The organism is uncultured Microbulbifer sp., from assembly GCF_947504145.1.
GTDB lineage: Bacteria > Pseudomonadota > Gammaproteobacteria > Pseudomonadales > Cellvibrionaceae > Microbulbifer.
In genome coordinates, this window is record NZ_CANNGQ010000002.1 from 484202 (window position 1) to 498464 (window position 14263).

Here is a 14263-nt window from a genome sequence, read left to right on the forward strand (position 1 = left end):
GCGGAAAATGGCGCCCATGAAAGGGCGCCAGAAATGATCAGTCTTCTTCTGTCGTGTTGGTAGCAAGGAGCGATTTTTTCGCGACAGCTTCTTTCAGACCAGGTACAAATTCGGCGCCTTGCACCACTTGGATGCTGGAGTCCGAGAGGTCATCACCAATAGGCTGGAAGCGCCCGCCTAAACAATCCGCGAGGAAAGACTCGGCCGCAGCAAAGAACGAAAGGTTGTTTTCTGGCTTCTGGAAGCCGTGGCCTTCGTCCGGATACAGGATATACGTCACCGGTAATTGCTTGGCCTGCATGGCACTCACAATCTGGTCCGACTCGGCTTGTTTAACCCGTGGATCGTTGGCGCCCTGCCCAATCAATAGCGGCTTCTTGATATTGTCGACGAAGTTGAGCGGAGAGCGTTCCTCCAGAAGTTTTCTGCCCACTTCAGTTTCCGGATTGCCGACTGCACTGTGCAGTACTTTCTTGAAGCCTTCCCAATAGGGCGGCACGGACTCAAGCAGGGTATTCAGATTGGATGGGCCGACGATATCCACACCGCAAGCAAAGGTTTCGGGTGTGAAGGTGAGGCCGACCAGCGTTGCGTAGCCACCGTAGCTGCCGCCCATAATGGCCACGGTCTCTTTGGTAGTGACTTTCTTGTCGATAGCCCAATCCACCGCGTCCAGCAGGTCATGGTGCATGGCGGCGGCCCACTCACCGTTTCCCGCATTGACAAAATTTTTGCCGAAGCCGGTGGAAGCGCGAAAGTTGACCTGCAGCACCGCATATCCACGATTGGCGAGCCAGCTGGCGGCGGCGTCGTCGGCAAAGTTGTCGCGGCTCCAGGGGCCTCCGTGCACCAGCAATACCATGGGAACTGGCGAATCGACTTTGCCACCTTTGTCCGCTTCAACCGGCAGTGTCAGATAAGACACCAGATCTAGGCCATCCCGTGATTGGATGGTCTGTGGATAAGTGCGAGGAAGCGCAAACGCATTGAGCTCCGGTTTTCCCGCGAACAGCGGGGTTAGGGTTTGCGTGCTGCGGTCGAAAACTTCGTAGACATCAGATTCGGTATCACGGGAAGAAACGGTCAGCCACTGCATGCCATCGAGTGTGGTACCGAGTATGGTGATATCGCCATTGGCCTGTTTGTTCAGTGCGGCCACATCGTCCTTGACCTTTTCATCCAGCCCTATCCATTCGTGCTTGTGGAAATTGACTGCGTAGGCCATCGGCGTGTGGTTGGTGGGATTCATTACCACGCTGGAAATATCCGCCCTGTTCGACTCGGCCAGCACGGTAAGCTTGCCGGAGGCCAGTGTCAGGTGTGTCAGTGCAGCCTTGTCCCGGCCACGGCTGTCCTGCAAATAGATGCCGCTGTTGTCTTTGTCGAAGCCGAGAATATAAGTGGTGAGCGCATCCTCCCGCGGAATATCGAACAGCTCTACCCAGTCCTGCTCAATTTTTTGTGACACGGTAAATCCACCGTTGGCGGATGGGGTCAGTCCGAGTCTTACCTGCAGGTCGTGGTCGACAATCAGTTCGGCAAAACCGGCATTTTCCACCAGCAATGTACGCTCCGCGGTCTGCAGATCAATCAGGTAGGGGTCATGCCAGCGTGGATCCCGGTCATTGATACCGACGACAACTTGCCCGGGGTGGTCCTCGCTTTGCGCGATCATCGTGGCGGAGATATCTTCGTATGGGGTCAGGTCGGTAATTTCGTCGGTGTGTAGATCAACACTGAACAGGTGCCAGTTTTCATCGCCGTTGTTGTCGCGAATAAACAGCAGGTTTTCGCTGTCTAGCGACCAGAAATGTTGCCGGATACCTCGACCGGTATCTTCGGTGACGGCCCTGGCGGCGTCGAAATTACCCGCAGGTGCCACCCAGACGTTCATCACGCCGTCCAACGGAGCGAGGAAGCTCATCATTTCGCCGTCCGGGCTCAGGCGCCCCTGCCAGCGAGTGGGATTGCCGAATAATAAATCCCGGTCAATCAGCGGAGTGGTTTGTGCTGTTTCAGAGACGATATCGGTTTCTGTGGAAGCATCTTCTTGTTTTGGGGCGCATGCCGCGATCAAACCTACGATGGCGAATACACCAATAACTCTCCTGTATCTGTTCATTGCCAGATTCCTTCGGTGTGAGGGGTTATAGGGGTACATCAATGCAATATCCTGCTCAGAATTACACAGGATGAGACGAGATGATACGGGACCTACTCGAGGTCTTGAGCTCGCCGGCTGCACAATTGGAAAATTTATGTAAGGTTTTGGCGCCTCTGGGTACAGTAGTTGGCTATACCCGCATCAGGCGGCCTCAACCGATGGACAGAAGAAGCATAAATTGGACGCGCGCGAACAACTATTTCAGCAGCTGATCGAGGACTGCGGTGGCGGTATTGCCCGCCTGGCGGGCAGCTATGTGCGCAACCGGGCCGAGCGGGAAGACCTGGTGCAGGAGATCTGGCTGGCCATCTGGCGCGCCCTGCCTGGCTTCCGCGGGGATTCAAGCCTGCGCACCTTCGCCTACCGTATTGCCCACAATCGCAGCGTTACCCAGTTGGCCCGTCGCCGTGATAGTGAAGACAGCGAGGTGCTGGATACGGTCGCCGACGAGCGGCCGGGCCCGGAGGCGCAACTGGTGCAGAGCCGTGACGCCGAGCGGCTGATGCGTGCGGTGTCCCGGTTGCCCCTGGGGATGCGGCAGGTGCTGACCCTGCGCTTCGAAGGTCTGAGTTACAGCGAAATATCCGAGGTGCTGGGGATCAGCGAGTCCAATGTGGCGGTGCGCCTCAATCGCGCGCGCGAACGCCTGAATACAAAACTGAATGAAACGGTGTGAATCAGCACATGAGTAAAAGAGAAAGCGGCCAGCCCGCCGCTGATCAAAACGCAGATGATGGCCTGCAGGAATTCGCGAACCTGTGGCAACAGGCTCCGGTAACCCCGCCGGTAGCCGAGGCCATTCGCGCACAGGTAGGCCGGCAGGAGCGTCGCATGCGCTGGTATGCGTGGTTTGAGTGGCTCGCGTCGCTGGTGGTCGGTGTGGGCGGTATCTATCTGATGCTCAATAGTGAGGCTGGCGATGCGCTCTGGCGCGCGCTGCTGGTGATCGTGCTTTTGGCCTGTGCCATGGCCTTTTCTGTTTCAAACCGCCGTGGCGTGTGGGAGCCACTGGAGGAGTCGGTGCGCGGTTATCTGGATCTGGCGCGACTGCGACTGGTGCGCAAGCGCCGCATGTTGCGTTTTGCCTGGCTATTTTTTATTGCGGAGCTGGGGATTTTTGCAGTGTGGCAGTGGCTGTCGGGCTATGGCTGGCTGGAGCCCATTTTCGCAGGTGACGGTCGCTTTGCTGCTACCTGGATATTGGTGTTTGCACTGGCGATGGGTGGCTGGAGTATCTGGTACTGGCATCGGATTAAAAGTGGTGAGCAGCAGATTGCAAAATGGCAGCGGGAAAATATCGAGGCGACTGAAAAATAAAGTGTAAGAAAACGGATGGCGCTGATACTACACAAGGTGTCGATCGATTCGCTATTAATTCACGCAAATAATCTGAGAGAGTTTCATCATGTTGTCGAACCTTGAACAAAAATTTTCCGGCTTCCTTGATCTGCTTGCACAAATGGGCCCGCTGCAGACTATGGCCTTCGTCATTTTCTTTTTTGCGATCTGGTTTTTACCGAGCCTTCTCGCAATCTTTTTCAACCGTGGGCATCTTGGGAAGATTTTCCTCGCCAATATTCCTGCAGGATTGTCGTGGATCGCCTGGGTGGCACTGTTGGTATGGGCTACAACCGGCAAGATGAGCGGAAAGCTGGCGAAAAATACGGGTCTGACGGTTCGCCGGTGGCGATGAAGGCGGAGAGCTAATCCCGACACATAGGCCCGGTCGCAGTGTTCGAATAGCGCATTGCAGAGCCTTCGCTTGTACCCGTGAAGGGGAGCAAGCGAAGGCGCTTAGTGCCTGGGTTCGGTGCAAGTGTTACTGGTTGCTCGGCAGCATCTCACTTGCCAGGTATTCGCGGTAATACGCACTCGCCAGCAGCTGCTTGGCGTCCTCGATATCCGGCGCGAAGTAGCGGTCCTTATCATAGAAGGGCACACGCTCGCGCAGAGCGGCCTTGGCGCTTTCCAGTTTCCCGGTAGTCTTCAGCGGCGCGCGGAAGTCGAGGCCCTGACAGGCGGCCAGCAGTTCGACGGCGAGGATGCCGCAGGTATTGTCGGCCATATCCCGCAGGCGGCGACCGGCGAAGGTGGCCATGGAGACGTGGTCTTCCTGGTTGGCAGAAGTGGGCAGGGAGTCGACGCAGGCCGGGTGGGCAAAGGTCTTGTTCTCGCTGGCGAGCGCCGCGGAGGTCACCTGGGCGATCATAAAGCCGGAGTTTACTCCGCCGTTGTCTACCAGGAAGGGCGGCAGGCCGGACAGGTTGGAGTCGATCAGCAGCGCCATGCGGCGCTCGGACAGGGAGCCGATTTCGGCGATTGCCAGGGCCAGGTTGTCCGCCACCATCGCCACCGGTTCCGCGTGGAAGTTACCACCGGAAATGATGTCGGAGTTTTCCGGATTTTCCTCATCGGTAAAGACCAGCGGGTTATCCGACACCCCATTGGCTTCCGCCAGTAACACTTCAGATGCAAAACGGATCTGCTGCAGACACGCACCCATCACCTGGGGCTGACAGCGCAGTGAATACGGATCCTGCACTTTCTCGCAGTCTTCATGGGATTCGCCAATCTCACTTTTTTCACCCAACAGATCGCGGTAGCTCGCGGCCACATCGCGCTGGGCGATTTGGCCGCGGGCGGCGTGGATACGATCGTCGAAAGGGCGGCGGGAGCCCTTGGCGGCTTCCAGGGTCAGCGCTCCGGTCACCACCGCGCCGGCGAACAGGTCTTCCGCGCTGAACATTCCCTGCAGGGCAAAGGCGGTGGATGCCTGGGTGCCGTTCAGCAGTGCCAGACCTTCCTTCGGTGCCAGCACCAGCGGGCGCATTTCCGCAAAGCGCAGGCCCTCGGCAGCCGCTTTGCGCTCGCCATTGATAAAGCACTCGCCTTCGCCCAGTAGCACCACGCTCATATGGGCCAGTGGCGCCAGGTCACCGGAGGCGCCTACGGAACCTTTTTCCGGAATGGCCGGATACACGCCGGCGTTGACCAGTTTGATCAGCGCCTGAATCACTTCCAGGCGAATGCCGGAAAAGCCGCGGGCCAGGGAGTTGATCTTCAGCACCATCAGCAGGCGCACGGTGTCTTCACTCATAAAGTTGCCGGTGCCGGCGGCGTGAGAGAGGACGATGGCGCGCTGCAGGGTTTCCAGGTCTTTCTTTTCGATGCGGGTATTCGCCAGCAGACCGAAGCCGGTGTTGATGCCGTACACGGTGCGGCCCTGTTCCAGCACGTCGGCCACGGTTTTGGCGGAGGCTTCGATGGCGGCGTGGGCGGATTTATCCAGGGTCAGCTTGACCGGCTCGCGGGATACGCGGCGTAGTTGCTCCAGGCTCAGTTGGCCGGGGGTGATTTGCAGTTGGTACATAAGTTTTTTACCGAAATCCGAATTTGGGTCTTGCCTGTAGGAGCCTGGAAGCAGGCTCCTGCGGGGTGAAAATGCTCAGGCTGTGGCGTTAATCCTTGAGCATCGGCAGGTCCAGGCCCTGCTCTTTCGCGCACTCTTTGGCGATGTCATAGCCTGCATCCGCGTGGCGCATCACACCGGTGGCCGGGTCGTTCCACAGTACGCGCGCGACACGTTTTTTCGCCGCCTCGGTACCGTCACACACGATCACCACACCACTGTGCTGGGAGAAGCCCATGCCCACGCCGCCGCCGTGGTGCAGGCTCACCCAGGTGGCACCACTTGCGGTATTCAGCAGCGCATTCAGCAGCGGCCAGTCGGAGACGGCGTCACTGCCGTCCTGCATGGATTCGGTTTCGCGGTTGGGGCTGGCGACGGAGCCGGAGTCGAGGTGGTCGCGGCCAATCACAACCGGTGCTTCCAGTTCGCCGTTGGCGACCATTTCGTTAAACGCCAGCGCGAGGCGCGCGCGGTCTTTCAGGCCGACCCAGCAGATACGCGCGGGCAGGCCCTGGAACTGGATGCGCTCGCGGGCCATGTCCAGCCAGTTGTGCAACTGGGGATTATCCGGGATCAGTTCTTTTACCTTGGCATCGGTTTTGTAGATGTCTTCCGGGTTGCCACTGAGTGCCGCCCAGCGGAAGGGGCCTATGCCCTCGCAGAACAGCGGGCGGATATACGCGGGTACGAAGCCGGGGAAGTCGAAGGCGTTTTCCACACCTACTTCAAATGCCATCTGGCGGATGTTGTTGCCGTAGTCGAGGGTGGCGGCGCCGCGCTCCTGCAGGGTGAGCATGGCCTGCACCTGCACACCCATGGATTTTTTCGCTTCTTTGACTACCAGCGCTTCGTCGCGCTTACGCATTTCGGCCGCCTGGTCCATGGTCCAGCCTTGCGGCAGGTAGCCGTTTAGCGGGTCGTGGGCGGAGGTCTGGTCGGTGACGCAGTCGGGGAGAATGTTGCGCTCGACAATTTCCGGGAATACATCGGCGGCGTTGCCGAGCAGGCCTACGGAAATGGCTTCACCTTTTTCCATGGCGTCGTTGATCATCGCCAGAGCTTCGTCGAGGCTGGTGGCTTTTTTGTCGACGTAGCCGGTGCGAAGGCGGAAGTCGATGCGGGTTTCATCGCACTCGACGGCGATCATGCAGAAGCCGGCCATGGTGGCAGCCAGCGGCTGAGCGCCGCCCATGCCGCCGAGGCCGCCGGTGAGTACCCATTTGCCTTTGGCTTCACCGTCGAAGTGTTTGCGGGCCACTGCGGCAAAGGTTTCGTAGGTGCCCTGGACGATGCCCTGGGAGCCGATGTAGATCCAGGAGCCGGCGGTCATCTGGCCGTACATGGCCAGGCCTTTTTTATCCAGCTCGTTGAAGTGTTCCCAGTTGGCCCAGTGGGGGACGAGGTTGGAGTTGGCGATCAATACGCGGGGGGCGTCGGCGTGGGTTCTGAACACGCCGACGGGTTTGCCGGATTGGACCAGTAGTGTTTCGTCGTCCTCTAAACGCTTGAGCACTTCAACGATTTTGTCGTAGCACTCCCAGTCCCGCGCAGCGCGGCCGATGCCACCGTAAACAACGAGATCTTCCGGGCGTTCGGCCACGTCCGGGTGCAGGTTGTTCATCAGCATGCGCAGGGGGGCTTCGGTGAGCCAGCTTTTGGCATTCAGCTTGGTGCCGGTAGGTGCGGCGATTTTGCGGCTGGGGTCGTGGCGTTTATCGGTCATGGTTGCCTCGTTTATTTCCAAATTCTGTGGGTAATTTTGAATCGGATTTTTGGTTGGGCTTTTAGCCCGGTGGTATTGGGTGCTCCGGATTTAAGTCCGGTGGCGGCGGGGTACCGGGTAAGAGTTTTCAGGACCGCTGTGAACCCATCCATGGGCGCTGCGGCGGCGACGTCCCTGTCGCCGACGCTCCTGAAAACTCTTACCCGGCACCCCACCTTAAATTCGAGTTTCTGTGCTTCGTTTCTGACTAGTTAAAACCTTAGTTGTGCGCCCAGTCGGTATCGGTTTCCCGGATGTACCAACCGCGCAAAACTCACCGTGCCCGCACTACTTTTAGTCCGTCGCCAGATCTGCAGGCAGGCGGTGCCCGGCTGGATCTCCAGCGCGCTTCCGACGGTGTCGTCTGCGCCAATGGCCTCAACCGTGGTATCCACCTCCGTCAGCGGCGCCACGCGGGTCAGGTATTCATTGGGTGTAGCCGTGCTGAAGTCCTGTTGCAGGTATTCCGGCACCAGTGTGGGGTTGGTATAGCGTTCTTCGAACTGGATCGGCAGGCCGTTGTCCAGGTGCACGATGATGGAGTGGAAGACAGCGCTGCCTTCGGTCAGGCCGAGGGCGACGGCGACTTCGGTGCTGGCGGTGGTTTGTTCGAGCTTGAGGATGCGGTTGCTATAACTGTGACCGCGGGCGGCGACTTCGTCGGCGATATTGCGGACTTCCAGCAGGGAGCCTGCGGGCACCGGTTCGGCGACGAAGGTGCCGAGGCCCTGGGAGCGGATCAGCACGCCCTCGTCGGTGAGCTCGCTGAGGGCGCGGCGCGCGGTCATGCGGCTGACGTTGAAGTCCTGGGCGAGCTGATTTTCCGAGGGCACGCGGAAGTGGGCGGGCCATTCACCGGATTCGATCTGGGCGCGGATATGCGCCTTGATGGCGGCGTAGCGGGGCTGGCTGCCGTTCTCTGCGCCGGTTGTGGAAAACTGACTGCTCATACTTGTGTGGTCTTTGCTTGCTCGGGTAGAGTGTGTTCCGAGTTGTACATTCTTGTATATACAAGTTTGTTGATGGGGCAACTATGGATTTGATCGGGGTTGCTGTCAATACGTGGGGCGGTTGGTTGCGTTCGCGCAGGTACCCGGCCGCCACGGAACTAGAAAGACCCCAAGTGAGAATCCGCGCCAAACTCCTCCAACAGGGCTATCGTTACAAATAACGCCAATTCAGTGAGTGACTATGACTGAACGCTGTGATCTGCTGATTACCAATGTCCACGCGGCCACCATGGACCCGTCCCTGCCCGGCGCTTATGGCGCGGTGGAGGATGCCGCGGTGGCGGTGACGGGTAACAAAATTGTCTGGATCGGTCCGCGCCGGGAGCTGCCGGAATGCACTGCCGATCTGGTGATCGACGGCGAGGGCCAGTGGCTGACGCCGGGGTTGATCGACTGCCACACCCACCTGGTCTACGGTGGCCATCGCGCCGGCGAGTTTGCCCGGCGCCTCGGTGGCGAGAGTTACGAAGAAGTCGCCCGCGCGGGCGGCGGTATTCTCTCCACCGTGCGTGCCACCCGCGCCGCCAGCGCCGACGATCTCTACCACAAGGCCGAGCCGCGCCTCAAAGCATTGCTGCGCGAAGGCGTTACCACCATTGAAATCAAATCCGGCTATGGTCTGGATCTGGACACCGAGCTTAAACAGCTGCGCGTCGCCCGCCGCCTCGCCCAGCACTACCCGGTGACCATTCTCACTACCTGCCTGGCCGCCCACGCTTTGCCGCCGGAATACGACGGTCGTGCCGACGAATATATCGACCTGGTGTGCAACGAAATCCTGCCCGCCGTGGCCAAAGAGCAGCTCGCCGATGCGGTGGACATGTTTTGCGAAACCATCGCCTTCTCCGTCGAGCAGTGCGAAAGAGTCATCAAGGCCGCGCAACAGCTCGACCTGCCGGTAAAAGTCCACGCCGAACAGCTCGCCGCCACCGGGGCCACCCGCATGGCCGCCCGCGCTGGTGCGCTGTCGGTGGAACATATTGAATACATTACCGATGAAGATGTCGCGGCCATGGCCGACAGCGGCACGGTTGCGGTATTGCTCCCCGGCGCCTTCTATACCCTGAAAGAAACCCGTATACCGCCGGTGGACAAGCTGCGTGCCGCCGGCGTGCCTATGGCGATTTCTACCGACCTGAACCCCGGCAGCTGCCCCATCGCATCATTGCGACTGATGATGAACATGGGCTGCAACCTGTTCGGCCTGACTCCGGCGGAAGCCCTCGCTGGCGTCACCCGTTCCGCGGCCCGCGCCCTCGGCGTGTGCTGCTCTCGTGGCGTGCTGCACGCCGGGCTGCGTGCGGATATGGCCCTGTGGCCGATGGAAACACCGGATCAGCTTGCCTATGAAGTGGGCGCGCTGAAGCCTTCAGAAATTTTTGTTGGGGGGCGCCATGTTACAGCTGGCTGATATGCGTCTGTGGAGCGGGCGGGTGGATGGCGAAGACGGCAAGGCCGGCAAGCGCTGGCATCAGGATATCGTCCCGCTGCACCTCGACAGTCCGCCCGGGCTTGCCATTCTCGGTTTTGCGTCCGATGAAGGGGTGCGCCGCAACAAGGGGCGCGTTGGCGCTGCCAAAGGGCCTCGCATTCTGCGTCTGGCGCTGGCAAACCTGCCTAAAACCTTTAGTGCACCGCTGTATGACGCGGGCAATGTGCGTGTGGAAAAAGACGACCTGGAATCCGGCCAGGCGATGCTCGGCGCGCGGGTTACTGATCTGATGGGTGCCGGTCACTTTCCACTGGTACTCGGCGGTGGCCATGAAATTGCGTACGGCAGTTATCAGGGGATCGCTCGCTGGATGCGTGAGCAGCAGCGCGACAAGACGCTCGGCATCATCAACTTTGATGCCCACCTCGACTTGCGCCTCCCTACGCCGAAAGGTTCTTCCGGCACCCCGTTTTTCCAGATTGCCGAGCAGTGCGACGTCAACGGCCGGCCATTCAATTACCTGTGTGTCGGCGCCGCTGCCACCGCCAATACTCCGGCGCTGTATCACCGCGCAGAAGAATTGGGTGCGCAGGTCATTTCCGATCGGGAGATAGTGCCCTGGCGGATCGACCTGGTGCAGAAGCAGATCGCGGACTTTATCGACCGTGTGGACTTTGTCTATCTCACCATCGACCTGGATGTGTTTCCCGCCGCCATCATGCCGGCTGTGAGTGCTCCGGCCGGGCGCGGGGTGGCGTTTGAACTGTTCGAGCCGCTGCTGGATACGGTGCTGGAGTCGAAGAAGGTGTGCCTGGCGGATATCGCCGAGTTCAATCCGTATTTCGATATCGAAGATCATGCCGCGCGCACTGCGGCACGGGTTATCTTCCAGATTGCCAATGGTATCAAGGGGTAGGTTTTAGCCGCCGTCGCGGCAATCGGGACATGGCGGGAGAGTCGTAATGCCGCAACAGTGAAGCGTGATGGGTGTCGCAATTTTGTTGCGATATTGCTTTCTGTTTTGGGTAATAAATCTGATTTTTGGAAAAAAGCGGTATCAAACTGTCGCAATAAATAGTGACGTGTGAGTCATTGTGGTAGCGTCCCTAATTGGAACTCGTCGAAACGCTGGTTGGCTGTTAATTGGTACGGGGGTACCAATTAGCGGTTGGATTTAACCGCTGAATTCCCGGCGAGTCTGCCTCTATCAAACTAACAATCGTTGGGGATCATCATGACTAAGCGCCAGTTTAGCGGACGGCGGCCAATTGCCTTGGCCATTGCCGTTGCCGCAGGTTCGGTAGTGCCATCCTTGGCCAATGCCGTCATCATCGAAGAAATCATCGTTACTGCGCAGAAGCGCGAACAGAACGCGCTGGAAGTGCCGGTAACGGTGGATACGTTCTCTACCGCCGATATGGATAACACCAATGCGCTGAAGCTCAGTGACATGGATGATTTCATTCCCGGTTTTAACGTCAGCTCCAGTATCACCCAGTCCACCATCGGCATTCGCGGTGTGAGCAGCTCCAACATCAGTGCCGGTGGCGACCCCTCCGTTGCGGTGTTCTACGATGATGCCTACGTACCGGGCGCGGCGACGTCTATGTCTTTCGCCGATATGCAGCGCGTGGAGATCCTGAAAGGCCCGCAGGGCACCCTGTTTGGCCGCAACGCAGCCGCGGGTACCGTGAATCTGGTGCCGAACCCGCCGCAGGCGGATTTCGATGCGTTCGTGTATACCCGCCTGGGTAACTACGGCCTGACTCAGGTCGAGGGTATGGTCAATGCCCCGCTCTCTGACAACTTCTTCGTGCGCGGTAATCTGATGAGCTATCAGCGCGATGGCTTTGTGGAAAATGTCACTCCCGGCGGCGAAGATGCGGGTGCGGAAGATGTGGTTACCGGTCGCCTGTCCGCCCTGTGGCAGATCACTGACAACACCGCAGCCCAACTTTCCTACGACTGGGATGAAGTGGACAACGCTGCGCGTCAGTCCATCGGCGTGAGCGAGTACGCCTACAGCGCGAATCCGTTCGACCACAAGGTGGAAAACGATGTGTTAGACGGTGGCGAATCCCGCTCCATGTCTTCCATCAATGCCAAACTGACCCACACCTTCAGCGATGCTTGGCGCATGAAGTGGGTATCCAACTACCGCGAGTGGGAAACCCACAACCGCGAGGAAGAAGACGGCACCGCGGATATCACCCGCTACCTGGATACCAACAACACCTTCGATTCCGACATCGGCTACCACGAAGTGCAGTTCAACTTTACCGGCGACCGCCTGAGCGCGGTGATGGGTGCCAACTACTCCCGTGAAGACATCTACCAGCGCACGGATGTGACCGCTTCTGCCGAGTCTGTTTCCCGTCTGGTGACGTCTCAGATCGTGAACGACCCGATGTTGCGCGGAATGATCGAAGGCTCGGCAGGTGAGATGGGACTGGCGATGCTGGACAGCGTCGACCACCTGTGGGAAGCCGACGACTGGGCGACCTTCACGACGCTGGTAGCACCGGCGGTGGGTGCGCAGGGTCCCTTCCCTCAGGACGGTCTCTACTATGACCTGGTGGGCCAGGGCCTGGGTATTGGCGGCATGCTGTTTGGCCCCGAATACGCCGGTCAATGGTGGACCGAGTCGGTGGAAAACACCGGTGACTTCACCAACTACGGTATCTACGCTGACTTCGATTACACCGTGACTGACCGCCTGAGCGTGCTCGCCGGTCTGCGTTACAGTAGCGACGAAAAGACCTTCACCTGGCTGACGCCGGGCACCAGCTTCGAGCGCGACGGTGTGGAAGAAGTGATCTTTGCCGCCGGTGACAGCTATAACGTGGGTGAGGGTGTGCGCCGCGCGTCCGATGAGTGGAGCGCGACTACCGGCCGTATTGTCGGTCAGTACGACCTCACCAACGACATCATGACCTACCTATCCTACTCCACCGGCTACAAGTCTGGCGGCTTTGACTCCCTCAATCTGCTTACCGCCGACAATCCGATCGAGCCGGAAGAAGTGGACAACATCGAACTCGGTATCAAGGGTGACCTGCTGGAAAACCTGCGGGTTCAGCTGAGCTATTTCGACATGACCGTCGACAACCGCCAGCGCGGTGTCGAGAGCCTGCGTGAAGGTTCTGACGTCGCTCTGCCCACGGTGATCAATGGTGACCAGCAGATCGACGGCGTGGAAATTACCCTTGATTGGGCGATGACCGAGTCCACCCGCCTGGGCCTCGTGACCACCCTGCGTGATGTGGAATCCCAGTGGCAGCCGTACTTCGATGCCGAGGGTGTGGAGCAGGTTGACGGCGACAAGTCTTCTACTGACACCGCCTACACCGTCACCTTTGACTGGGCGCCGGAAATTTCCGTAGGCGATCTGAACCTGCACCTGAACTACATCTTTGCCGAGAACAGCGACGGAAGTCAGCCGGGCTTTGTGGCTAGCTTCGCCGACATCCCGGGTGTGGGTGCAGACGACGAGCGCCTGAACGGACGTATGGCGTGGATCAGTGACAGTGGCCAGTACGAACTGGCGTTGTGGGGACGCAACCTGCTGGACAACGAGCGCACCTCTGTTCCCAGCGGTCGTTCCATGGCCTACTTCGGCACCCCCTACACTTCCGTATCCGAACCGCGCACCTACGGTGCCGAGGTCCGCTACAACTTCTAAGGGCTTCGGCCCCAATGGTTGCGGGCTCAGCCCGCGACCTGGAAGTGACAGAAGTGAAAAAACGCCGTCCGTTTCGCGGGCGGCGTTTTTTTGTATTCAGCGCTCAGGCACCGAAGGCTCGGTTTTTACCGGGTCCGGTGGCGTCTGTCGCGGCGGCCGCCGCGCTGCCAGATAGCGCTTGATATAGGGTTTATGGGTGTAGATTACGTCGTCTGGCAGGTTGTGCAGTTCGAAGAATCGGTAGCCGTAAATTTCCCCGTCGCGGATTGCCACCTGCTTGTCCTTGAGGCGCCCGCGGATGGCGATATTGATGATTCCGGAGCGCGGCACCTTGTTGACCTCCAGCACCTCAAAATCATCAATCTTGATATCCAGCTCCTCGCGCAGTTCTCGCCGTGCGGATTCTTCAAAAGACTCATTGCGCTCCACCCAGCCCCCGGGTAGCGCCCACTTGTCCTGGTACGAGTGACGCACCAGCAGCAGCTGATTATCCCGCTCCACGAAATACACCATCCCCGCGACGAACTTGTCGGTGAGTGCATAGGAGATGTTCCAGCGGATTTTCGGTGGCAGCTTGCGGTAGAGTTCATACTTGAGCCCGGGGAAGGCCACAAACGCCAGCGCCACCGGCACTGCAAGCGCCAGTAACAGGAAGATGGCTTTTTTCAGAAATGATCGCATGGGCCCGGAACTGCTTTCACTGCAAACGAGGGATTCCTTAAAGTGTATCCGAGGCACGGCGCGGCTTTCGAGTACTCTTTTACTGTGGTGAAGTGAACCGGTACTGATATTGCACTAATCAAC

The 14263-nt window shown here is 59.0% G+C and carries 11 protein-coding genes; 6 read left to right on the forward strand and 5 right to left on the reverse strand.

What is annotated here, in order from left to right; genetic code table 11:
• Nucleotides 1–37: 37 nt before the first annotated feature.
• A complete protein-coding gene (locus Q1A74_RS08625) occupies nucleotides 38–2122 on the reverse strand; it encodes a S9 family peptidase (protein ID WP_299594703.1) in 2085 nt (694 codons plus the stop codon).
• A 220-nt stretch (nucleotides 2123–2342) separates the two neighbouring features.
• Between Q1A74_RS08625 and Q1A74_RS08630 the strand changes: the two genes are divergently transcribed.
• The 3 genes from Q1A74_RS08630 (at nucleotide 2343) to Q1A74_RS08640 (ending at nucleotide 3857) form a co-directional block, all read left to right on the forward strand.
• A complete protein-coding gene (locus tag Q1A74_RS08630) occupies nucleotides 2343–2840 on the forward strand; it encodes an RNA polymerase sigma factor (protein WP_299594705.1) in 498 nt (165 codons plus the stop codon).
• A gap of 8 nt (nucleotides 2841–2848) precedes the next feature.
• Nucleotides 2849–3481: a hypothetical protein gene (locus tag Q1A74_RS08635; protein ID WP_299594707.1), complete on the forward strand. Its 633-nt coding sequence runs from the start codon at nucleotides 2849–2851 to the stop codon at nucleotides 3479–3481.
• An 88-nt stretch (nucleotides 3482–3569) separates the two neighbouring features.
• Complete coding sequence (locus Q1A74_RS08640) at nucleotides 3570–3857, forward strand: superinfection immunity protein (protein WP_299594709.1); 288 nt, start codon at nucleotides 3570–3572, stop codon at nucleotides 3855–3857.
• 126 nt (nucleotides 3858–3983) lie between these two features.
• On the opposite strand, the gene hutH is transcribed toward Q1A74_RS08640, so the two are convergent.
• The 3 genes from hutH to hutC form a co-directional block, all read right to left on the reverse strand.
• Nucleotides 3984–5534, reverse strand: a complete 1551-nt coding sequence (gene hutH / locus Q1A74_RS08645; protein ID WP_299594711.1) for a histidine ammonia-lyase — start codon at nucleotides 5532–5534, stop codon at nucleotides 3984–3986.
• 88 nt (nucleotides 5535–5622) lie between these two features.
• On the reverse strand, nucleotides 5623–7296 hold the full coding sequence (gene hutU / locus Q1A74_RS08650) for a urocanate hydratase (RefSeq protein WP_299594713.1): 1674 nt from the start codon (nucleotides 7294–7296) through the stop codon (nucleotides 5623–5625).
• Nucleotides 7297–7547: 251 nt separating this feature from the next.
• Nucleotides 7548–8285, reverse strand: coding sequence for a histidine utilization repressor (hutC, locus tag Q1A74_RS08655; RefSeq protein WP_299594715.1), 738 nt, complete (start codon nucleotides 8283–8285; stop codon nucleotides 7548–7550).
• A gap of 241 nt (nucleotides 8286–8526) precedes the next feature.
• Between hutC and hutI the strand changes: the two genes are divergently transcribed.
• From hutI to Q1A74_RS08670, 3 genes are all read left to right on the forward strand, one after another.
• Nucleotides 8527–9756: an imidazolonepropionase gene (gene hutI, locus Q1A74_RS08660; RefSeq protein ID WP_299594717.1), complete on the forward strand. Its 1230-nt coding sequence runs from the start codon at nucleotides 8527–8529 to the stop codon at nucleotides 9754–9756.
• The gene (gene hutG, locus Q1A74_RS08665) at nucleotides 9740–10693 is read left to right on the forward strand and encodes a formimidoylglutamase (RefSeq protein ID WP_299594719.1); all 954 of its coding nucleotides are present in this window, start codon (nucleotides 9740–9742) and stop codon (nucleotides 10691–10693) included. Before hutI ends, hutG begins: the two co-directional genes overlap by 17 nt.
• Before the next feature lie 318 nt (nucleotides 10694–11011).
• Nucleotides 11012–13459: a TonB-dependent receptor gene (locus tag Q1A74_RS08670; RefSeq protein ID WP_299594721.1), complete on the forward strand. Its 2448-nt coding sequence runs from the start codon at nucleotides 11012–11014 to the stop codon at nucleotides 13457–13459.
• 96 nt (nucleotides 13460–13555) lie between these two features.
• Here the strand turns inward: Q1A74_RS08670 and Q1A74_RS08675 are convergent, their stop codons facing one another.
• Nucleotides 13556–14140: an NUDIX domain-containing protein gene (locus Q1A74_RS08675; RefSeq protein ID WP_299594723.1), complete on the reverse strand. Its 585-nt coding sequence runs from the start codon at nucleotides 14138–14140 to the stop codon at nucleotides 13556–13558.
• Nucleotides 14141–14263: the final 123 nt, after the last annotated feature.

What these genes read in the sequence shown, in the direction of transcription:
- Q1A74_RS08625 (WP_299594703.1), bottom strand. Translation starts at nt 2,122, where the DNA reads ATGAACAGATACAGGAGAGTTATTGGTGTATTCGCCATCGTAGGTTTG.
- Q1A74_RS08635 (WP_299594707.1), top strand. Translation starts at nt 2,849, where the DNA reads ATGAGTAAAAGAGAAAGCGGCCAGCCCGCCGCTGATCAAAACGCAGAT.
- Q1A74_RS08640 (WP_299594709.1), top strand. Translation starts at nt 3,570, where the DNA reads ATGTTGTCGAACCTTGAACAAAAATTTTCCGGCTTCCTTGATCTGCTT.
- hutH (WP_299594711.1), bottom strand. Translation starts at nt 5,534, where the DNA reads ATGTACCAACTGCAAATCACCCCCGGCCAACTGAGCCTGGAGCAACTA.
- hutU (WP_299594713.1), bottom strand. Translation starts at nt 7,296, where the DNA reads ATGACCGATAAACGCCACGACCCCAGCCGCAAAATCGCCGCACCTACC.
- hutC (WP_299594715.1), bottom strand. Translation starts at nt 8,285, where the DNA reads ATGAGCAGTCAGTTTTCCACAACCGGCGCAGAGAACGGCAGCCAGCCC.
- hutI (WP_299594717.1), top strand. Translation starts at nt 8,527, where the DNA reads ATGACTGAACGCTGTGATCTGCTGATTACCAATGTCCACGCGGCCACC.
- hutG (WP_299594719.1), top strand. Translation starts at nt 9,740, where the DNA reads ATGTTACAGCTGGCTGATATGCGTCTGTGGAGCGGGCGGGTGGATGGC.
- Q1A74_RS08670 (WP_299594721.1), top strand. Translation starts at nt 11,012, where the DNA reads ATGACTAAGCGCCAGTTTAGCGGACGGCGGCCAATTGCCTTGGCCATT.
- Q1A74_RS08675 (WP_299594723.1), bottom strand. Translation starts at nt 14,140, where the DNA reads ATGCGATCATTTCTGAAAAAAGCCATCTTCCTGTTACTGGCGCTTGCA.